The sequence below is a fragment of the Coleofasciculus sp. H7-1 genome (genome assembly GCF_057473865.1).
Genome location: NZ_JBYCCT010000022.1, coordinates 108,418 through 130,254, shown reverse-complemented (window position 1 = coordinate 130,254; position 21,837 = coordinate 108,418). Strand labels below are relative to the sequence as shown.

The following is a 21,837-nucleotide window of genomic DNA, read 5'->3' as shown; positions in this document are numbered from 1 at the left end:
TAAACCGCAGTCGCTGCATCTTCGAGCCGCACCAAGACCAATGTTCACCATTAACATCGGCGTAAGTTAGGGGAATGACTATGGTTACGGGGTTTTGTTGCCCTTGGCGGTAGATGCGACCGATGAGTTGCTCGAATTCGGCGTGAGTCCAGGGGAGGACGTTGATGATTAAGCGATCGCATACTTGTTGTAAACCATCAACGCCTGTTGCGATCGCGCTTGAGCCGATGAGAACATCGATGTTGCCATTCAAGAATCCTTCTAAACCGGATTTGTCTTCGCCCGTGTAGAAGCCAACGTTCCAGCCATCTTCTGCGAGTGCATCTCTGAGTAGCTTGTCAATTCCTTGAACGTAGTGGGTATAAATGAGGGTTTTCGGTTTGAGTTGCTCTCGAATAACGGATAAACGGGCGCGGGTGAGGATTTGCTCAAGTGCGAGTGGGGTGCCATTGTGACCGAGTGCGCGAATTTCGTCGATGAATTCACTACAGTCTACTGGGATAGACAGATCCTTGGGTTCTCCGAGTTGTTGTTTATAATCCGGCATCCAACGTATCCCCAGTGTCACGAGTCGCTGGTGGAGTTTCATGCAGTTGGGGATGGTTGGGCGGATGTCGAGTTCGTCGTGGGCGACTCCTGTTACCAGTTCAACTAAACTTTTCCCTTCTTGCAAATTATTAATTACTGGTGTTGCGGACATCCCAATGATGTGTAAGTTTGGGTTGCGATCGCTTGCGGCGGTGATGAGTGCGCTTACCAGTTGCTTGCGGCGCGATATATTCTCGACATAGCGTTGTTTTGTGTAGTGGATTTCATCAATAACGATGAAGTTGATTAACTCGCCTTCCACAAATGAGCGCACCCAATCAGCGGAATCTGGCTGCTGGAACATCTCATAGTTCAGGATGATGTAACGGTGAGCGTTTGGATGCAGCGCCTCACCTAACCCAGTCTCGTCAGCGAAAGCTTTTTCCCAATCGGGTGTAAAGGTTTTGGTAGCGATCGCGCTATCAGGGAAAATGTTGAGAATCGCTTTTTTCCAACCATCAACAACGCTGTTAGGGCAGCAGATAAGAGTGAGATGGGCGTTAATGACGCGACTGGCGAGGACGGCGGAGAGGGTTTTGCCTGCACCAGTTCCCGACCAATTGCCGACTCGTTTCTTATCGCGTACCTGAACGGCGGCGAGTCGCTGCATGAGATTGGGTTCTGCTAATTTGCCGTTGATACAGAAGGCGTAGCCTGTTGGGATGGGGAGATTCTTGGCTTGATGATATTCGTCTAGAAATTCTGATTTAACTTTTTCAGCGTAGCTGTCGCCTGTGTAGTTTTGAGCCTGCGCTACGGCTGCTGCTTCATGCCGAAAGACGTGCTTCCAAATCTTTGCTTTTGCGGAGGCGATAAGGAATTCGACGGCTTCTTCATCTGCTGAGGATACGACGGAGTGATCTAAGGATGCTAGGACTTCCCGTGTTTGGACAACTGGAAGGTTAAGGTCGTCCTCTTCTTCGGATGGCTCAACAGTCTCGTCTATCTGGTCGTCAAGATTAACCTCAGAGGTTACATCTTTATTAGAGATGTCATTATTGCCGCTAGTTTCAAGTGCTTCGAGAGTTAGCTGCTGATCTTGCAGGAATTTATCAACGATTGACGGCTCATTATTGACGAACTTTTCAATTTCTTCTTTTGGGAAGCGTCCAGTGATAAGAGCTTTCACGAAGCTTCTTCCGCTGCCTGTACTTTGAAGCAATCCATTCTGCTGGAAGAGTAGATAGAGTTCGGCTGGAGTGAAAGTTTCAAGATGGTTTATCAATGAGGCAACAAATCCACTGATGGCTTGCACTGTCCACCCCTTATTGCAAGCAGGACAACCCCTCCCGTTGACTCTATTATTTATAGAAGCTTGCCACTCGTGATTAGGATTGTTGGTGCATTTCCACCAAATTTTTTGGTTTGAACCTGCGGTCACTTGGTCTGGAGTAAGACCACCGTTCTTCGTCAGATGCCACTCCTTAGCAATGTCAGGGTAACGGCTTCCAAGTGAGTTGGTAGTTGAGGTCTTGTGTCCAGCACAAAAAGGGCATCCTCTCCTTAATCTCACTCTGTTCACAATAGAAGCTTCCCATTCATGATCAGAGCCATTGGAGCATTTCCACCAGACTTTCTTCGCTGAGCCTGCTACGATCTTGTCCAGAGTGCGTCCACTATTCTTCGTTGGATGCCACTCCTTAACAATTTCAGGATAAACACTTGCTAGAGAGTTCATGATGGACACTTTTAGACCACGACAAAAGGGGCATCCATTACCGTTAGTTCTTGCCACAATAGAAGCTTCCCATTCATGATCAGAACCGTTAGGGCATTTCCACCAAACTTTTCGGTTTGAACCTGCGGTCACCTGCTCTGGAGTTAAGTCACCGTTCTTTTTCAGGTGCCACTCCTTAGTAACTTCAGGGTAAAGACTTGCTAGAGAGTTGGTGACTGAGATTTTATGACCTGCACAAAAAGGACATCCTTGTTTTCCTTTAGCTCTCTTTTCAATAGAAGCTTGCCATTCATGATCGGAACCGTTGGAGCATTTCCACCAAACTTTCTTCTCTGAACCTGCGGTCACTTCCTCTGAAGTCAGGTTACCGTTCTTTTTTGAGTGCCACTCCTTAGCAACTTCAGGGTAAAAACTTGCTAGAGAGTTAGTGACCGACGGTTTTACCCCACCACAAAAGGGACAAAAGGGGCGTATCTTACTTTTAACTCGTTGGTTAATAGAAGCTTGCCATTCGTGATCAGCACTTTTGGGACATTTCCACCAAGCTTTCTTTGTTGAACCTGCTACTACCTGCTCTGGCGTGAGTTTCCCGTTCTTTGTCTGATGCCACTCCTCGGCAATCTCAGGGTAAAGACTTGCTAGGGAGTTAGTGATGGATACTCTTTGACCAGCACAAAAAGGACATCCTTGTTTCCCTTTAGCTCTCTTTTCAATAGAAGCTTCCCATTCATGATCAAAACCGTTGGGGCATTTCCACCAAACCTTCCTTCCTGAGCCTGCTACTACCTGGTCTGGAGCCAGTGTTCCGTTCTTTGTGGAATGCCATTGCGCGGCTAACTCAGGGTACAGATTTGCTAAAGAGTTAGTAACTGATACTTTGTAGCCGGAACAACAGGGGCATCCATTACCTTTGACTCTGTTCGCAATAGAAGCTTCCCATTCGTGACCAGAACCATTGGGACATATCCACCAAGCTTTCTTATTGGAGCCTGCCGTCACTTGGTCTGGACTGAGGTTGTCATTATTCGTTGGATGCCACTGCGCGGCTAGTTGGGGATGCGTAAGTGATAGCGGGTCTTTCAGGAGAGGCACCATAGTTCTGGCATGGTACAATTGTACTGAATTTCTAACTTAGGAGAAAAAATTATGGCAGTTGATAACGGTAACACTTTGGATATACAGCGATGGAATGAGCCTTGGGGAAGTGGTGTTTGGGCAAGCGGACTGAATCTTAATGACGAAAGCTCTCCTGAGATGCAGCACTCAGATGAGCATCTTGATCACAATCAGATTGAGGATTTCACTAGAGACGCTGAACAGAATTCTGATAATGGCTGATGGAATATGTGCGATCGCACTTCCTCACCTTAGCCCCCCTTTTGAAGGGGGGTTGGGGGGATCTCCTCTTCAATTCGCCTACAAACTCCCTCCCAATCCTTCAACACCTCATCATTAGTAAACCGCAAAACCTTCAGCCCATAACCTTCTAAAATTTGTGTTCTTTCCCAGTCATAATCCTTGCCATCATCCGTAAAATGACTCTCTCCATCCACCTCTATTACTAACCTCAACTGAGCGCATAAAAAATCAACAATAAAATTATCTATGGGTCTTTGCCGCAAAACCCGAAACTTGAATGTTCTTAGATAGCCATACCAAAGCCTTTTCTCGGCTGGCGTCATATTTTTTCGTAGTTCTTTCGCCTTCTCTACTAGCTGTCGGTTGTAGGGTAAGTGAAAATCTGTATCATTCCAGTCGTTGGTGTTAGACATTTAGATCCCCCCAACCCCCCTTAACAAGGGGGGAGAAGAATTGTTCAACATTTAGTCGTGGGTAGCATAGCCATTAGGGTTATCGCACCATCTTCCAGTATTCCCATCAATCCCTGAGAAATCATTTAGACGCACAGCAGAATTACTGGCTGACTATTAGAAACGAAGTGCGATCGCGCTTTACCTAAGATGATGAGAAAAGTGCGATCGCTTCCCAATTTAACACCATAGACTAAGAGCGATCGCCTGATTCTGCTTCAAAAACAAAACGCGAACGCGCCTTTGCAATCTCAGCGATCGCTAAACTCTTCTGTATAAAACAAAAAGCGGGTGGCGAGAATCGAACTCGCATCATCAGCTTGGAAGGCTGAGGTTTTACCACTAAACTACACCCGCAAATTGAGGTATGGTCAAACCATAACTAGATTAGTATACCACAATTTTTTAGAGCTTGAGTAGGGGAGGCGTGCATTATTTTCACTGGGAGAGAGGAGAAACGCGGATAGAGACTTCCAGCAAGCTGTCAACGGCTCCACCTCCCATATAAGCCGGTTGAAATCTCCAGCCTTGAATTAGCTCATTGACAAACTGCGAATCGTCAAAATTTCCGCTTCCTTGCAACACTCGCTGCACTGACGGTTTGCCCGTGTTATCAATCAACAATAAAACTTGCAAGACAATAGGCTGGTCGGGAGCTTGCCCAGTTAGCAGCGGATAATCAAGGTCGGGAATTTGTTTGTGCTGTTGCTGCGGTACGGCTAATTGGTTCGGCTCATCAGCGCCAGCGTTACCAGAGCGGACATTGAACAAAGTTGCCATAATACCTCTACCTTGGGCGGCGGGCGCTGCGGGTGCAGGTGACGGTGCGCTTTGTGCCTCCCCAGCAGGCGGTGCTGGTGGAATGGGAGCTGGGGCTGGGCTTGCCTGTACGGGAGGAGCTGGCGGAGGGGTGACAGGTGCTGGGGGGGGTTCGACGGGTTGGGACGATGATGGCTGCGGTTGAGATGGCGGTGCAGGGGTTCCCGTATCTTGGGAGGATGTCCCAGGACGACCCCTTTGGGGGGTTCGCTGGGGCACAAATGGCGGGAGAGGAGCGGGTGTAGGGATGATTGGTCTGGTCGCAACCACATCGGAGTTCGGCTGCTGTCTTTGCGGGGTAGAAGGCGGGTTAGCAGAAGGGTTTGCAGCTTGAGGGAAGGGATTTAAACGGATTCTGACAGAGCGTTGAATCCTTGATTGAGAATTTACCGGCGGATTTTCCTGGTGAATCGGCGCGGGGATCGGCTGCTGTACTGGGTTTCTACCTGGGTTAAAGTTGCGATTTACCGACGGACTAGGAGCCGCTAGACGCGGATCAACAGAGCGATCGCCCTCTGGTCTTTGTTGGGGAGAACTGGCGGCTTGTGGCTGCAACCTATCTTCGGAATTGGGAACGGTGGTAATCAGGTCAATGGGAATGAGTTCCGTACCTAGATCGACGATAGCAGAGCGCATGATTAACCGCTGCAACATCCACATCCCCAATACATGGACGATTACAGAAATTAGGATGTAAATACTCCACAGCGTGGGCGATGTAGACCTACGGGCATCTCTGCGCTTCTGGGAGGCGATCGCATCAAGCTTCTCTAAGGGAGCTGGAGCCGATGCACTAACAAGATGTAAGTGCCGAGTAGTAGGAATCTGAGCAGGATCGTCGCTGCGCTGGTTTGGTAGTACCATTCTCAAAACTTGAAGGATTCTTATTGTTAGAAACAATAGACGCTCACCTGAATCCGCCACGTTCCAAAAAATTTGTCAGAAAAAGAATGAACAGAGACAGCGAACTGAGAATAACGACCAAAATCAAGGCGATGTTGTCGCGTCCCGACTGAACGGCTTCGTAGATTGCCATTGGCATCGTTTGCGTGACACCGGGAATATTGCCCGCAATCATTAAAGTTGCGCCAAATTCCCCTAAAGCGCGGGCAAAACTGAGGACAATTCCCGCGAGGATGCCTTTCCAGGCTAAAGGCAACCAAACGCGCCAGAGTATTTGCCCATTAGATTGACCCAATGTAGCAGCGGCTTGCAAGTAAACTGGGTCAACACTTTCTAAAGCTGCCTTTGTGGTTTTTACCATTAGCGGTAACGCCATAATGCTTGCCGCTAAGACTGCGCCTTGCCAGGTAAAAATGGGCGTCCAACCAGTAGCTTCGTAGAGAGGGCGTCCGATTAAGCCTTGGCGTCCAAATAGAATCAGCAGATAGAATCCCACGACAGTCGGCGGCAAAATTAGGGGCAGAGTGACGATAGCATCCACCCAGTTTCGACCGGGAAAGCGGTAACGTGCCAACAGGTAGCCCAACAATCCCCCCGCGATCGCTACGAAGACGGTGGAAATGAGCGCCACCCACAGCGACAAGCGCAAAGCAAAGAAGAGTGTTGAGGACTCAGTACTGAGGACTGAGGCGAGTAATGAGGACTCAATCTTCATCACTCTTTTTAGGTTCGACCGCAAAGGTGAGAACCGTCTCATCGATGCCTTTGAGCTTGAGTGGACTGCACTTAGTCATTTCCTTCTCGTCCAGGTAATCGGCAACGGCAGCAGAAACCAGGATGCAATTAGGTTCCGCTGCTTCTTGAAGGCGAGAGGCAATATTCACGCTGGGGCCAATGGCGGTGTAATCTGACCGTTGGCTGCCTCCAAACATTCCCACCACAGCAGTTCCTTGGTGAATGCCGCAGCGGAACTGGACGGGTGCGCGATCGCTAGTGCCGACAATGCCTGCCTCCAACCATTTCTGATTGAGTTGATCCAAAGAGGCGTGCATTTGCCGCGCCGCTGCGATCGCGCGTCTTACCTGTTCGTTGGGCGTCAGCTCTTCTGGGGCACCAAACAGTGCTAAAATCGCATCCCCCATAAACTTGTCCACCGTGCCACCGTTATCAAACACGGCTTTGGTCATTGCTTCCAGGTATTCATTGAGCAACTCAGCCACTCGTCGCGCTCGCAAAGTATTTGCCAAACTGGTAAAACCCACAATGTCACTAAATAAAACCGTAACCAGCTTGGGTTCCGGACTCAAATCCAGCTTCAGTTCGCCTTTTGCCGCCTTCTGCACCATTATTGGCGGTAAAAAGCGCTTCAGCACCGACTCTGTCAGATAAGAATTCAGCTCCACCACCCGGCGCTCATTTTCCTTTAGCGCTAGCAAATTGTGGACTAACGCTAACAATTCCCGGTCGTTAAATGGCTTAGCGAGATAGGCATCCGCTCCCCTCTCGGTGCCTTCAATGCGAGTATCTTCGTCTACTTTGGCGGTGAGCAAAATAATCGGCGTTCCCTTGAGTTCTGGGTTTTCGCGGAGCATCCGAATCATATCCAAACCGGACACCAAGGGCATCATCAAATCCGTCACGATCAGAGAGGGACGCCTTTCCTTAGCGACGGCGAATCCTTCATTGCCGTTTCGAGCCATGCAGACTTGATAGCCATCATTTAGCAAAATGCGAGACACATAAGCTCGTAAATCCGGATTGTCGTCCACCACCAAGATGGTGTGAATGACTGAGGAATTGACGCGGTCGGGGGATACTGGCTGCGACTCTGTTGCCAGTGTATTTAGAGAAGATTCTGCTTCTTTATCCTGACTCAAAAGTTCCCAGTCTCCAGTTCCTTCTTCCACCTCCAAATCTGCCAATTCCACAGCAGCGCGATTCGATTGGGCTTCAGTTGGCACTTCCAACACCAGATCCAGCGGTAGGTGTGCGGTTCCAGTTTGCAGCCAGACGGTAAAGGTGCTGCCTTCTCGGTAAACCGACTCGATAGAAATTTGACCGCCGTGGAGTTCCACCAGTTCTTTCACCAGCGCTAAACCCAAGCCACTGCCTTCATAGGAGCGGTTGACCGATCCTTCCGCTTGACGGAAGCGCTCGAACAGATGGGGGATTTGTTCCGGGCGAATGCCAATGCCAGTGTCTGAAACCTGGATTCGGACGTGATCTCCAGCGGGTTGCACCAGCACGGCTATCGTACCTCCCGCTTCGGTAAATTTCATGGCATTGGATAGAAGGTTGTAGAGTACCTTGTCAAATCTTTCTAAATCTAAATAAACCGGCTTACAGGATTTCATTTCCAGCGTCAGCTGCAAGCCTTTTTTCTCGCAGTAGGGGCGAAAAGCTTCGACAATTGTTTCGATAAATTCTACTAAGTTACAAGGACGGAAACTGGCTTGCATTCGACCGGCGTCGAGTCGTTGGATATCCAGCAGTTGATTGACCAGTCGCAGTAAGCGGCGGGAGTTGCGTAGGGCGATCGCCGCTTGATCGTAAGGCAAATCTTGATGCTGATTCACCGCTGACTCTAGCGGCCCTAGCATCAGAGTCAGCGGCGTGCGAAATTCGTGAGAAACGTTCTGGAAAAACTCAGTTTTCTGTCGGTCTAATTCTAGTAACCGCTCCGCCTGCTGCCTGGTTTTTTGATACAGTCGAGACTGAGTCACAGCGATCGCTGCCTGCGCTGCCACCGCCTGCGCTAATTCCACCTCCGAAGCGTGCCAGCGGCGAGGTCGGTTCGTTTGGCGCAAGGTAATGCTACCAATAATCTGACCATCGGACAGTAACGGTACCACCAACAGCGCCCGCGCCGGACTCCGCAACGGGAGATCGAACCCGTTCATTTCCGGGTTCCGATCCAGATCGTGGACTGCCACCGGGTGTTGTGTATTCAGCAGCTGTTGCAACACCGGATTTCCGGCAATTGGGACAACCGAGTGGGGCAATAGAGGATTCTTTGCTTGCAAGGGCGAAGCATTATTGCCGAAATGCGGGTCTAATTCCATTTTGGCGACAAATGCTCCGCTTGTACTTGCGAAAATCGAGTCCTCGGTCACCGATGCATCCAGCACCCGGCTTTCTGTCCCGTCATACAAGCCCACACACTGAACAAACTCATCCTCCTTTCGCCACAGAGACAGGGCACAGCCATCCACCTGCAAGGCTTGTCCCAACTGTTGAGTAATCGCCGCAAAGATGTCCTGCGGGTCAAGACTGGAGCGGATTGCCGTCGTAATCGTATTGACAAGAGCCTCTCTTTGTGCAAGTCGGGAAACCTGTTCGTAAGCCCGCGCCTGAGAAAGAGCCAGAGCAGCTTGATCCGCCACCATCACCACCAGCTGAATCTCATCATCCTGCCACACGCGCGGCTGTCCGCACTGATGCAGCGCCAGAACTGCCATCAATTCCAGTTGGCAATACAGCGGCACCACCAAGCTAGAGTGAATATCCGCCTGTCGCATTGCCTCTAGACGTTGCCTAATTACAGGGGTATCGCCTGGGAGTTGCTCATCCGTTTCAACATCATTAATGACTTCTACATCGTGCGTTTCCCACACCAACTGACTGAGAACTGAGGACTGAAGACTGAGGACTGAGTGGGGATCTTCATTTTGCTGCCCAGTCTCGCTATCTCCCAAAGAAGACTCAGGCAGCAAAACTGAAGACGGAGTCGTGTATTCTAGTGACTCCTGACTCCCGGCTTCTTCCTCCGCCCTCAGTCCCGCCGTTCTCTGTCCTGACGATGGACTCAGTTCCGAAATGATCAGTCCTGAGGATTGCCGCTTGCCTTTTGCCTCTTGACGCTGATAAATGAATCCTTCATCTGCCATCCCGTCTTCCTGGAAGGGACGCAAAATGCACACGCTCACCTCCAGCATATGACCCACGGTTTCCACAATCGTCTGGAGGACTTGCTGAAGGGGCGAACCGCCCCGCCGGTACTGGGCGTTGCGAATGGTATTCGTGACCGTATTGAGCAGCGATTCGCGGCGCAGGGTCCGGCACAATTCCTCAGTGCGAACCTTCAAAACATTGTGGGTATCCATTGCCTGCTGCACCAGCGCTTTTAGCTCAGCAGCATCCCAGGGTTTGGTGACGTACTTGAAGACCTTCCCGGCGTTGATGGCTTCCACCAAATCTTCCACATCGGTGTAACCAGTCAAAATGATCCGGATAATATCTGGGTACTGAGTGGCGGTGAGGCTGAGAAATTCCGTGCCGCTCATCAGGGGCATCCGCTGATCCGAGATGATCACGGCAACATCCCCTTCATGCGCCAGAATCTCCAGTGCCGCAGGACCGTTATCTGCCCTGAGTACCTTATATTCTCGATGAAAAGTGCGATAAAGCAGGTCGAGGTTATCGGGTTCGTCATCGACGACCAGAATTTTGGGCTTTTTAGTGGCTTGGGATTTCATGCCCCGCTCTCCTGCTGTAGTATGGTGCAGCTCATGCCTACGCCCATGCAAATGCAAAACAGTCTCCATTTCATGCACAGATTCTTCCAGCGATTGAGATGGAAAAGCGGATGGGAGATAAAGACGGGCGATCCCTATCCAAGCTACTATCCGCATTCCACTGTTTCCGAATCCGGAAGCTGTGGAAATTGCCTGGTTGCACCCCAATTAATCTTAATTTTTCAGTTTCAGTACGGCTGTACTTTCTGGTGTCGATTTTAGAGAAACACCCCGGTTCTGGCTCCTGCTCCCCGATGCCCCTGTGAGGAAGCCTTCCTCGTACCCCACAGAGCTTCCTGAGGGATAGGGGTAGGGTGTAGGCGATGCTTGTCGTCAGACGACTGACAACGACCCTGCCCCGCTCAATAACTTTTTGGGGAGAAAATGCACTTGTCACTTGCTTTTTATTTAAGATACCCGCTCTTTATTACTGACTTTAACGTTTGGGCGTGAATCTCAGTTATAACTGCTGCGATCGCGCTTCCATTCCCCTGCTTTGAAATTGATCGATAACAGGCTGTTAGAGAAATACCTGGACGAGCGCTGCTGCTCCGGACAGGATAGCGATGCTGGCTCTACTGTCCGATGCCGATTCTCCAAAGGTCGATGCACTCCTTGTACAATAGTATCCTTGCTGGAAGGAAAGAAGCTTTGCCAGGGGTAGGCATTCTTCCAGGCTAACTTGCCCTAGAAACTCTCCGACGCGGCGACTTGTCAATCTTCCCAGTTAATTCATTTTGCTCCAGTACCGGATATTAAACCTGCGAAAATCAGTGCAAAATGATCTAGGATGAAACCTGCTAGATATTCAACTTACGCTCGGCTGTGAATCCCTGCTTTCCACTCTTGCACCGCCAACCTGAAAGAGCCGCACAACCGAATGGTGCCTCTGACTTTATCATCCGGGCAGCCCACCAAAATGATTTGACCAGCCTCACCGAGATCCTGGCAGATAGCTTTCACCCTCGATCGGGAATTTGGGCTTTGGCCTATCCGTTATTTCGACTGGGAATTTACGAAGATTTGCGGACTCGGCTGCGCTTGATTCCTCCAAATTACATCTGTTTAGTCGCTGTCGATCCGACTGGTAGCACCAATCAGGGGAGTGGAGAGGAAACTTCATCCCTGGTCCCAAAAGCACAAGAACGCCAAGCAGCAAACGCTGATTCCGTGGTGGGGACGGTCGAAATAGGACTCCGTCCCTGTTCCTGGCAACCCTGGAATTCTCAATATCCTTACATCTCGAATTTGGCTGTCCATCAGTCGTGTCGGCGACGGGGGGTGGCGCAGCAGTTACTGCTGTGTTGCGAACGAACAGCTTTGGAATGGGGATTCTGCGACCTCTACCTGCACGTCTTAGAAAACAATCATCAGGCAAGGCAGCTTTATCTGAAGGCGGGATATCGACTGCACCAAAGCGATCCCAGCTGGAGTGACTGGCTGCTGGGGCGTCCTCGACGGCTGTTCTTGCACAAACACTTGGCTCCTGGAAGCTAAAATAACCGTCCCCTCGCCTCGCTGGGATTCCTTAGATTTGAGGATGATTGCGTTGGAAATTGCTAGCCAGAAAACACGTTTAATCAATTCAATCAGTCCTTAAATCAGTGAGTGACTCTTGCTTATAGCAACTTCACATTAACTTTAAACAATGGTCACTTTTGGGGGTAGATTATTGAAGAATACCCAATACAGTGCGGTTGTGGGCTACTGGCTGTTGTATTTCCTGCGTTCGGGCAATATGCCATAAAATTAAATTAAGAAATTACCGCTTGGTGACTTATACTAATGTCAAATGTTTTGATAATGTAATTATTGTTTACATACATAATAGATGGCAAACTGAATCTCAAGCTTGCAATCCATCCAGAACTAACAGAATTGGGTTTGCCTCTGTGCTTCCGGTTCGGGTGCATGCCCAAAGAAAAAATATAGCAGTAAGAGTTGACATGGATAGCGACAACCAACAGCGCTACCAGACTGCCCTATATAAAGCGGATGCCAATCAAAGCCCTACCTGTGTCGCCCGCTCTCAAGGCTCTAATGGCATGAATAACGAAAGCCCGAACCCTGACGAGGAATCGTCTGATATCCTCAATCAGCTGCGTGATAAACAGCTGTTAATCGTGAATAGTCGCCGCCGGAATGGCTTGATCCTCTACAAACACTACCATGCAGAGTTTGCAGGGCCAGGAGCGGCTGTGGGCGGATTGTTTGATGTGGATGCTAAATGGGTGTTGCCAGTGGGCAATTTGTCGTTGGTAACTCCTGAATCCGCTCAGGAACGGCAGAATGCTTATTTGATTCGGCGACAGTGGATTCGACTCACGAAACAAATTACGGATAACCCGGTGCCGCTGCAACGAGCGCAGAAGATACTCGAACAGTTTAAGCAGTTCTTTGGCACGGAGACGCTGGCGCAAGTCCCGGATGATGCTTTTGCGCTGTTGGTGGGGGTATTGCCAGAGACTATCCGCAGGGCACGGGATCTGGGGGATTAATTAAAAATTAAAAATTAAAAATTAAAAACTCCCTATTTTTAATTTTTAATTTTTAATTTTTCCTTCCTAGCTCATCGCTTTTAAGACTGCCAGGAGATGCTGGCGCGATCGCTCATTTTCTTCCTCACTACCTACTGTCAGACGAATGCCGCCGCCGGTGTGACGAACCAAAGTTCCCAATTCTTTGAGTTCCTGTGTCAAGAAGGTCAAGGCTTGATCAAGCGAACTAGAGCCTGTTGCTAAAAGACGCAGGTAGATGAAGTTTGAGGCACTGGGCCAAACTTGTAAGGCGGGTTGCTCTTTGAGAAAGTCGAGTAACTTGTCTCGTTCGGTGAGAATTTGGGGAATGCAGCTAAGAAGCAGTTGCTGCTGGGAAAGGGCAAGTAAAGCGGCGGCTTGGGTGAAGCTGGGGAGGTTGTAGGGGAGACGGACTTTTTCGAGGGCGACGATGAGTTCTGGGTGAGCTAGAGCATATCCTAGTCGCAGTGCTGCCAGCCGAAACGCCTTGGAAAATGTTCTGAGTACCACCCAGTTTGGACGCTGCGGCAATTCACCAACCACGGTTGTCTGGCTAAATTCAAAATAAGCTTCGTCAATTACCACCAAAATATGCTCTGGCAAACTCCGCAGCCATTCTAACTCGGCGGCAGTTAAGGCGTTGGCGGTGGGGGAGTTGGGATGAACCACAAATACCACCCGGATTGGCGGATTCTGGGTTTCCTCAATGGCTTTTTGGGCAGCGGCAAGATCCATTTCAAAATTCGCTTCCTTGCGCCCTACACTCACGACAGGAATGCCTAGCGTCTTTGCCAGAATCGCGTACATGGAGAAGGTGGGATCGGCTACCAAGATCGCACCTTCTTTGCCTAGACAGGTGGCAATCAGGAGGGAACGAATGAGTTCATCTGAACCGTTCCCGACAGAAATGCTGGCTGGGGTAATAGGGGCATCTAAGGATTGGTTCGCGTACTGGGCGATCGCTTCTTTGAGTTGGGCATGACTGCCATCAGGATAGCGATTCGTCTCAATTAGCTGCTGATAAGTCCATGCCAACTTTTCTTTTAATTCTTTCGGCAAATCAAAAGGGCATTCATTGGTATCCAGCCGATCGATCGGAATTGAACCCGCGACTGGACTTCCTGACGTGCCGCCTGGGTGGGGCATATAGGCGCGTAACTGAGATAAATCTGACCGGATGAACGAGAGCATAAATTCTTGATCTAACAACTAACAACTATTTTTGACCCACCAGCGCGATCGCCGTGACTTCTGGCGGACAAAATAGGCGTCCGGGCGCATAAGTTCCCAGTCCCCGATTCACATATAGCTGGTTTTTTCCCACCTGATGCCACCCTTGCGACCATTCCCAATGTTCTACCACTTTGTTGCATTCCTTCATAAAAGGCACCCAGCGCTGCATCGGTTTGGGAATGATGTGGCGGAAGCTTTGCAGCAGTTGCGCCGCAGGGCCATATCCAGGAATCACCACTTGACCGCCGTGAGTATGCCCTGACAGTTGCAAATCCACCCGCCATTGTTGCAAAATCTCGGCGGTATCTGGGTTGTGGGATAAGACGATTCGGGGTATATCCCGATCGAGTTGATTCATGACTGGCGCTGGATTAAATTCCCGCGACCAAAAATCAGCCAGTCCTACTATTGGTAATTCTTGTCCCAATGGATAAGCAATTTCATTCCAGAGGACATGAATCCCAATGCTAGTCAGGGCGTCTTGCACCTCTTTTTTTGAATGGCGGTAATAATTATCGTGGTTGCCTAGTATGGCATAGATACCGGCACGACTTTGCAGGTGTTTTAGCCGCTGCACCAGGGCGTGAATCGGGGCTGGGTTGTCGGTTACGTAGTCGCCAGTCAATAGAACGAGATCGGGATCGGCTTGATTGCTGGCTTCAATTGCCTCTGCCAGTAGCTTTTCCGATAGTCGCAGACCATCGTAGTGCAAATCGGACAATTGCACCAGCTTTGTGCCGTGTAACGATGCAGGTAAATTCGCGATCGCTACTGTCACATTTTCTACACTTAAAGGTTCGGTTAATATCCAGTGCATTCTGCCAACTCAACTCAAGCTTAACTGGCGATTCCAGCATAGCTTAGAGATCGGATTGGTCGCGTCCTTACTCCGATAGCGGACGATTTAGGCGTGGGGGAATGAGGATGCGATCGCTAAATTGTTCTTTTTACAAGGGTCTAAGGCATTTATCTGTGAATTTACTTAATTTTTGGCTAAGAACAGATAAATGGTCAATATAAATACGGTTTTATAATAAGTAAAAACCTTTTATCTTTATTCTAAACAAATTTATAGTTCCTTCTGGATTTCCGCATAAATAATCGGTTTTTGTTTCAAATAAATTAGATAATTCATAGAATATAGCTACAGCAAAATTTAAAAATATTTTTTGTATTAATCGATACAAAACTATTAAATTGCCATTAATTAGAGTCCGCCTCTTATGACTAAAAAGACGGAATTCGCCGCGTCTCTACAATCTTCTTCCAGGAAAGCCGCTATTATTGTCACCCTAATTGGCTGTGTTGTTTTATTGGGGTGGATATTAAATATTACAGCCCTTAAAAGCATTTTACCGGGGCTGGTCAGCATGAAAGCCAACACAAGTATAGCCTTGATTCTGAGTGGCTTGTCTTTGTGGTTATGGCACGCGGAAGACAACCGAAGAAAGTCTTCATTTTACCTTTCTCAAGTCTTGGCAATTATTGTCATTGTAATCGGTTTTCTGACACTAATTGAGTATGGATTTGGGTGGAACTTAGGGATTGACGAACTGCTGTTTAAAGAACCAGCCGGTGCTGTTGGGACTTCTGCACCAGGGCGGATGTCTCCCAATAGTGCCCTGAGTTTTATGATGCTTGGCTGTGCCGGAGTGCTGTTATCTAGAAGGGTGTACTATTTGGCTCATTGCTTTAGCTTACTCAGTTTTTTGATTGGTTTTTTGGGACTACTGGGATATATCTACGACATCACCTCTTTTTACGGCACGAATTACCAGACAGCGACAGCCGTGGCATTGCATACAGCGATCGCATTCATCCTGCTTTCCATCGGCATCCTATTTGCTTGTCCAAATCGAGGGCTGATGACAGTTGTTACGACCGACAAGGCAGGCGGATTGATGGCTCGACGGATGTCGCCAGCCGCGATTGGCATTCCCTCCGCCTTAGGCTGGTTCATTTTATGCGGCTACCAATCTCAGATTTTTGACCACAAAGTTGGGCTGGCTCTTTTTGGCGTCTTCAACGTAGTTATTTTTGCCTTTTTAATTTGGTGGAATGCCAGATTCCTGAATGCTGTTGACACCCAGCGCCACCGAGCCGAAGCAGCACTAAAACAGGTGAATCAAGAGCTAGAAGATAGAGTTGAGGAGCGCACGATCGAGCTGAGTCAACTGAACGAGCAATTACACCAGCGAATTGCCGAACGCCAGCAGACAGAGGACGCGCTCCAGGTAAGCTATAACCTCTTGCATGCAGTCATTGAAGGAACTCCCGATGTCATTTTTATCAAGGATCTTCAGGGTCGCTACTTGATGGTCAACTCTACGGGTGCCAGCCTACTTGGCAAGTCTGTAGAGGAGATGATTGGTAAGGATGACTCCGAGTTATTTCCACCTGAGGTTGCCCCTCAAATCATGGAGACTGACCGCAGAATTATGGCTTCTGGGACAACTCACACGTTAGAGGAAGTCGTCTGTATCAATGACATCGCGGTGACGTATCTCTCAACAAAAAGCATCTACCGCGATCCCCAAGGAAACGTTATCGGTTTGATTGGGATGTCGCGAGACATTAGCGATCGCAAGGCATTAGAAAAAGAATTAGCACAGCGCGAACAGCTTTTGAAATCATTTATTAGCGTTGCGCCTGTCGGACTCTGTATTCTTGACGACCAGATGCGGTATCTGCAAATCAACGAGGCGCTTGCACAGATCAATGGCGTGACTGTAGAAAAACATTTAGGCAGATCCCTTGCTGAAGTCTTGCCTGACGCTGCACAAGCGATTGAATCGACGTTACGCAGAGTACTGACGACAGACGAAGCGATTCTCAACATTGAGGCGTGCGGTGAATTACCTGCCAATCCAGGCGTCCTGATGCACTGGTTAACTTCTCAATTTCCCATACCTGGGGAAGACGGCAAGCCGATGGCTATTGGTGTCACAGTGATGGATATTACTGCTCGCAAACAAGCTGAGGAAGCTCGTCGGGAGAAAGAAGCTCAGTTGCAAGAAAAAAATCAGCAGCTAGAACATACTCTCCAAGAACTTCAACGCACTCAATCCCAACTGATTCAGAGTGAAAAAATGTCCAGTTTAGGACAACTGGTTGCTGGGATTGCTCACGAAATTAATAACCCAGTTAACTTTATCTTTGGGAATCTCAGCCATGTCAGGGAATACAGCCAAGATTTATTAAATCTATTGCACCTTTATCACCAGCAGTACCCTAATTCAACGCCAGAAATTCAGGAGGAGATAGAAGCGATTGACCTAGATTTTATGATGGAAGATTTTCCTAACCTGTTGTCATCAATGAAGGTGGGGGCAGATCGCATTCGGGAGATTGTTCTTAGCTTGCGGAATTTTACGCGAATTGACGAAGCTGAAATGAAGGCGGTTGATATTCACGAAGGAATTGATAGTACTTTAATGATTCTGCATAACCGCCTGAAAGCAAAACCGGATCATCCTAACATTCAGATGATTAAGGAGTACGGTCACTTACCTAAAGTTGAGTGCTACGCAGGACAGCTGAATCAAGTGTTTATGAATCTGCTCGCTAATGCTATTGATGCGTTGGATGAGTACAACAAACAGCGATCGCTTTCAGAAATCAAAGCAAATCCCAGCCGGATCAAAATTCGCACTGAGGTACTAGACTCCGATCGGGTAGTTATCAAAATTGCGGATAATGGCTCTGGAATGACAGAGGCGGTGAGGCAACAGCTATTTAATCCCTTCTTTACCACCAAACCCGTCGGTAAAGGCACTGGACTGGGTTTGGCAATTAGCTACCAGATTGTTGTAGAAAAGCACAAGGGTCAATTGCAATGTCTCTCAGCACCGGGTGGGGGAGCGGAATTTATTATTGAGATTCCACTTCGGCAGATAGTTTAGGAAATCGATGCTTTATGCGATCGCGTTCTAGACTAGAAAAACGGGAAAATGAGAATGCGATCGTACAGAAAACTCTTTTCCTCTTGGCTAAGGAAAAACTCTAATACACCATTATTCTTTGTGGTGATTTCACTAAAACTCTTTATCCTTGTTTATGTCTAAACCAATTAGACCAGTTTAGTGAAGTTAAGTGTTGATACAACGACTTTTTAATGATACAATTGTACTATCAAGCTTAAGGTGTATAATTTTTGAGCTTTGTCCGGTGACAAAAACGCTAAGAGCTTGTTTAATATCATTAACACAACAGGAGGCAGCTATGGCTCCTACAACCGCAGCCGCTATTGCCGATTATTTCATTCATGTAGCTAATGAGACTGGCTCATTTATCAGTAACCTCAAGCTACAGAAGCTGGTGTATTATGCCCAAGCTTGGCATTTGGCTGTCTATAATGCTCCTCTATTTGATGAAGACTTTGAAGCTTGGGTGCATGGGCCTGTTATTCCTACTTTGTATCAGGAGTACAAGCAGTTTGGATGGAAGCCTATTGACAAGCAAGTAGAGCAACCAAACTTCTCCAAAGAAGTGCAAGAATTGTTGGACGAAGTAGCAGATGAGTATTTCGGATGTGATGCTTTTGAGCTAGAGCTGATGACTCATCAGGAAGACCCTTGGATTATGGCAAGGAACGGGTTACCCAAAGATGAAACTTCTAATGCTATAATTCCGAAGCCATTAATGGGAGAATATTACAGGCAGGGTCTTGGGGAAGAAAATCAAGAAGAATAAGGTCCGGCATGACAACCCAAGGGTCGAGAAGAATGAGCCGAAACAACCCTTGGGTATCACTTTTTCTTTCAAGTTCTTGATAGATAACAATGAAAAGTTTTCGATTAAAAATAAGGACGCAAGATATTTAGAAGCCTTGCTAAACAGACTGCGTCACTTATCAACGATGAGAGTCAATGAAATGAGGGATAACCAGAGTCTTCGATGCCATCCTATAGATTGGGATGACACTACTGAGACTTGTTTTGGCTTTCCTGGTGAAGAGCAGCTCGTAGACCTACCATACCAGTTCCAAATATCATCGAATGAACATGGTAGAGTACATGGATTTTTTATTGAAAATATTTTTTACATTGTTTGGCTTGACCCTGACCATAATCTTTATAGCTGAAGTACGCGATCGCTTAAAAGCTGCATAGACGAAGCGATCACCTCGTCAAATCAAGCTATCCAAAATCAGATTTCGGATAATATAAATGTACTAATCCAAAACCTCAAAGTAGGGACTGTGCTATGTCAACTGAGGTAACAAAAGAGACAATCTCCCAGGCTGTAGATCAGTGGGACTGGGAAAACCCGCCGATGCCTCCCACTGACTTGATTTTTGATGATGGTGAACCAATGGAGAGCAACCGCCACCGCATTGCGATGAATGTCTTGATCCGGTCGTTAGAGCAAGCTTGGAGCGATCGCAACGACTTCTTCTGTGGTGGTAATATGTTCGTCTATTACAGCAGCGAACAGGCTCGTAATCGAGACTTTCGAGGGCCAGATTTCTTTGCAGTATTAGACGTTGATGGCACCAGATTGCGGCGAGGATGGGTAGTCTGGGAAGAAAATGGTCGTTACCCGGATGTAATTGTAGAATTGATGTCGCCCTCGACTGCTGAAGTTGACACGGGAATCAAGAAAGATATTTACGAACGCACTTTCAAAACGCGGGATTATTTTGTTTTTGACCCTTTCGATCCCACTTCCCTACAAGGATGGTGCTTAGATGGGAACTTGCATTATCAGCCTTTGGTTCCCAATGAGCGGGGATGGCTTTGGTGTGAAACTTTATCGCTTTGGCTGGGAACCTGGGAAGGAAAGATTCAGCGAGATCCGGCTGTGTGGTTGCGCTTTTTTGAAGTTGGAGGCAATCTGGTTCTGTTACCAGAGGAAGCAGCTCAAGCTAGAGCGGAACAGGAACGCCTTCGTGCGGAACAGGAACACCAGCGTGCGGAACGCTTGGCGGCACAGTTGCGATCGCTTGGGATAGATCCAGAAAGCTAGAGGTGCGCGATCGCTATACTAGAGCAACCAATTGTTGGCTCATCACTGCCAGCGTTATCAAACCTAACAGAGTCATCAATCCCGCAGGCATAAATTTGCGAGTTTTCGCCAACCGGATGGCAAAGACAATGACGAGAACAGCGGTGACAACGGTTGCTAAAATCAGCCCCCACTCTTGACCCTGCAATAGCATCACGCCACCGAGAATGAGTAATAAGCCGCTGATGCTGCCAGAAATCAGCGAAACTTTGCTTTGAGCTTGAGAGTAGCCCATGATGCCGCCAATAATGGCTAAAATTCCGTAAGCGATCGCGGCGATAGTACCCGGATTCATCTAGTTAAAACCTCATTGCTTGAGTAGAAATTATTTCTAGCGTTGGGAGACAATTTACCATAGCTGAGATACACCACTCACTTGATTAATGGATACTCAAGCGATCGCCTCAATCGAATTTCTGCAACGCCAAGCTGCCTCTGTGTTACTTTATCAATCCGTCCTCAGTGGCGAAGTCGGCACGGCTTTCCTGAATCTGCTACAAGTTTTAAGCAGTAGCAACACTAATGGACTGGCTTGCCTGCAAGCTTACGGCACTTGGTTTCAAGCTTTAGCCGCCAGAAATCAAGGTTGGCAAGACTACCTGATTACCCAGATTCTCAGAACTGACAATCCTTTTAGCAAGCAAGTCCAGCAAACGTCTTTACTGTCTCCAGCGCTGGTAGCTGCTGCCCAGCAAGATTTACAAGCCTTGCAGAGCCTCTACAATTGCAGTAGCGACCAGTTGAGCCGGTGGGTGCAAGCCGCAGCCAAGCTACTCGCTGCGCCCGTTGCTTGGAACCAGCAGCAGGAATGGGTAGGCGCAATCCATGAATTCTCTATGTGGCAGAAATTTCAAATGTCAGAAAATTGGGTAGACGTGCTGGAATTTCTAGCTGCTCATTACCAGCAGTACGGTACGGGACTATTTGCTTCTTATCGGGCTTTAGGCTGGCAATCTGGGCAGTTGGTGGGCATTTCTTATCCCGATCCCGTGCAACTTTCAGAATTAGTCGGTTACGAGTCTCAGAAAGACACCTTGCTAAAGAATACACAATTTTTACTTGCCGGTTATCCAGCTTTGCACGTTTTGCTCTACGGCAGTCGTGGGAGTGGCAAATCTTCTTTGGTGAAGGGGTTGTTAAATGAGGCTGGTACTGACAACCTCCGCCTCGTCGAAGTTGCCAAAGCTGACCTGAAAGACTTACCAGAAATTGTAGAGCAATTGCGGGGCGTTCCTCAGAAGTTCATCATCTTTGTTGACGATCTCTCCTTTGAGGAAGATGACGACGCTTTCAAAGCTCTTAAAGTGGTGCTGGAGGGCAATTTAACCGCACGTCCTCAAAATGTGGTGGTTTATGCGACTTCCAATCGGCGGCATCTGATTCGAGAATTTTTTAGCGATCGCCCTCGTCCCAAAGATAATGAAGAAATTCACGCCTGGGATACGGTTCAGGAAAAGCTGTCGTTTAGCGATCGCTTCGGTCTGACTTTAACCTTTGAACCCGCCGATCAGAACACCTACCTAAACATTGTTCGCCATCTTGCGACCCAAGTCGAAATTTCCCTCACCCAGGAAGATTTAGAGTATCGTGCCTTACAGTGGGCAACTCGTCACAACGGGCGTTCTGGACGTACAGCACGGCAATTCATTGACTTTCTCAGAGCTGATTTAGCTGTCGATAGCTCAGAATCTTCTAGATTAAACACATAATTAGAATCCTGTTCCTATGGATTATAACTTGGAAGTTGCTGACTTTAGCTAATAAAAAAT

17 protein-coding genes, 1 tRNA gene and 1 pseudogene are annotated in these 21,837 nt (G+C 48.2%); 7 read left to right on the top strand and 12 right to left on the bottom strand.

From position 1 onward, the window contains the following. Positions 1–160: 160 nt before the first annotated feature. Positions 161–3,361, bottom strand: a pseudogene (locus tag AC2VDX_RS05980) (zinc-ribbon domain-containing protein); the annotation flags it as partial. Between the two features lie 51 nt (positions 3,362–3,412). Here AC2VDX_RS05980 and AC2VDX_RS05975 point away from each other — a divergent pair. Next, positions 3,413–3,604: a hypothetical protein gene (locus AC2VDX_RS05975; RefSeq protein WP_378174310.1), complete on the top strand. Its 192-nt coding sequence runs from the start codon at positions 3,413–3,415 to the stop codon at positions 3,602–3,604. Positions 3,605–3,633: 29 nt separating this feature from the next. Here the strand turns inward: AC2VDX_RS05975 and AC2VDX_RS05970 are convergent, their stop codons facing one another. From AC2VDX_RS05970 to AC2VDX_RS05935, 8 genes are all read right to left on the bottom strand, one after another. Next, a complete protein-coding gene (locus AC2VDX_RS05970; RefSeq protein ID WP_378174313.1) occupies positions 3,634–4,038 on the bottom strand; it encodes an endonuclease domain-containing protein in 405 nt (134 codons plus the stop codon). Between the two features lie 232 nt (positions 4,039–4,270). Continuing rightward, entirely contained in the window at positions 4,271–4,393 is a 123-nt protein-coding gene (locus AC2VDX_RS05965; protein ID WP_378174315.1) for a hypothetical protein, read from the bottom strand. Beyond that, positions 4,364–4,434: transfer RNA gene (locus AC2VDX_RS05960), tRNA-Gly, on the bottom strand. Before AC2VDX_RS05960 ends, AC2VDX_RS05965 begins: the two co-directional genes overlap by 30 nt. An 81-nt stretch (positions 4,435–4,515) precedes the next feature. After that, a complete protein-coding gene (locus AC2VDX_RS05955; RefSeq protein ID WP_378174318.1) occupies positions 4,516–5,760 on the bottom strand; it encodes a hypothetical protein in 1,245 nt (414 codons plus the stop codon). Positions 5,761–5,803: 43 nt separating this feature from the next. Then, positions 5,804–6,514 carry a molybdate ABC transporter permease subunit gene (gene modB / locus AC2VDX_RS05950; protein WP_378174321.1) on the bottom strand — a complete coding sequence of 237 codons (711 nt, stop codon included), beginning with the start codon at positions 6,512–6,514 and terminating at the stop codon, positions 5,804–5,806. After that, positions 6,504–10,274, bottom strand: a complete 3,771-nt coding sequence (locus AC2VDX_RS05945; RefSeq protein ID WP_378174324.1) for a response regulator — start codon at positions 10,272–10,274, stop codon at positions 6,504–6,506. Before AC2VDX_RS05945 ends, modB begins: the two co-directional genes overlap by 11 nt. Before the next feature lie 70 nt (positions 10,275–10,344). Next, positions 10,345–10,710, bottom strand: coding sequence for a hypothetical protein (locus tag AC2VDX_RS05940; protein ID WP_378174326.1), 366 nt, complete (start codon positions 10,708–10,710; stop codon positions 10,345–10,347). Positions 10,711–10,833: 123 nt separating this feature from the next. After that, the gene (locus AC2VDX_RS05935; protein WP_378174329.1) at positions 10,834–11,031 is read right to left on the bottom strand and encodes a hypothetical protein; all 198 of its coding nucleotides are present in this window, start codon (positions 11,029–11,031) and stop codon (positions 10,834–10,836) included. A gap of 107 nt (positions 11,032–11,138) precedes the next feature. Between AC2VDX_RS05935 and AC2VDX_RS05930 the strand changes: the two genes are divergently transcribed. Both AC2VDX_RS05930 and AC2VDX_RS05925 read left to right on the top strand, forming a co-directional pair. Continuing rightward, complete coding sequence (locus AC2VDX_RS05930) at positions 11,139–11,810, top strand: GNAT family N-acetyltransferase (RefSeq protein ID WP_378174332.1); 672 nt, start codon at positions 11,139–11,141, stop codon at positions 11,808–11,810. A gap of 449 nt (positions 11,811–12,259) precedes the next feature. Next, entirely contained in the window at positions 12,260–12,811 is a 552-nt protein-coding gene (locus AC2VDX_RS05925) for a hypothetical protein (protein ID WP_378174335.1), read from the top strand. 66 nt (positions 12,812–12,877) lie between these two features. Here the strand turns inward: AC2VDX_RS05925 and AC2VDX_RS05920 are convergent, their stop codons facing one another. Together AC2VDX_RS05920 and AC2VDX_RS05915 are read right to left on the bottom strand one after the other, a co-directional pair. Further along, complete coding sequence (locus AC2VDX_RS05920) at positions 12,878–14,020, bottom strand: histidinol-phosphate transaminase (protein ID WP_378174337.1); 1,143 nt, start codon at positions 14,018–14,020, stop codon at positions 12,878–12,880. 25 nt (positions 14,021–14,045) lie between these two features. Next, the gene (locus AC2VDX_RS05915) at positions 14,046–14,879 is read right to left on the bottom strand and encodes a metallophosphoesterase (protein WP_378174340.1); all 834 of its coding nucleotides are present in this window, start codon (positions 14,877–14,879) and stop codon (positions 14,046–14,048) included. Positions 14,880–15,285: 406 nt separating this feature from the next. Here AC2VDX_RS05915 and AC2VDX_RS05910 point away from each other — a divergent pair, with 406 nt between their 5' ends. The 3 genes from AC2VDX_RS05910 (at position 15,286) to AC2VDX_RS05900 (ending at position 20,029) form a co-directional block, all read left to right on the top strand. Next, the gene (locus tag AC2VDX_RS05910) at positions 15,286–17,964 is read left to right on the top strand and encodes a PAS domain-containing protein (protein WP_378174342.1); all 2,679 of its coding nucleotides are present in this window, start codon (positions 15,286–15,288) and stop codon (positions 17,962–17,964) included. A gap of 319 nt (positions 17,965–18,283) precedes the next feature. Further along, positions 18,284–18,754: a Panacea domain-containing protein gene (locus AC2VDX_RS05905; RefSeq protein ID WP_378174345.1), complete on the top strand. Its 471-nt coding sequence runs from the start codon at positions 18,284–18,286 to the stop codon at positions 18,752–18,754. A gap of 513 nt (positions 18,755–19,267) precedes the next feature. Beyond that, a complete protein-coding gene (locus tag AC2VDX_RS05900) occupies positions 19,268–20,029 on the top strand; it encodes a Uma2 family endonuclease (protein WP_378174348.1) in 762 nt (253 codons plus the stop codon). A 13-nt stretch (positions 20,030–20,042) separates the two neighbouring features. Here the strand turns inward: AC2VDX_RS05900 and AC2VDX_RS05895 are convergent, their stop codons facing one another. Next, complete coding sequence (locus AC2VDX_RS05895; RefSeq protein WP_378174351.1) at positions 20,043–20,363, bottom strand: TMEM14 family protein; 321 nt, start codon at positions 20,361–20,363, stop codon at positions 20,043–20,045. An 88-nt stretch (positions 20,364–20,451) separates the two neighbouring features. Between AC2VDX_RS05895 and AC2VDX_RS05890 the strand changes: the two genes are divergently transcribed. Next, complete coding sequence (locus tag AC2VDX_RS05890; RefSeq protein WP_378174353.1) at positions 20,452–21,777, top strand: ATP-binding protein; 1,326 nt, start codon at positions 20,452–20,454, stop codon at positions 21,775–21,777. Positions 21,778–21,837: the final 60 nt, after the last annotated feature.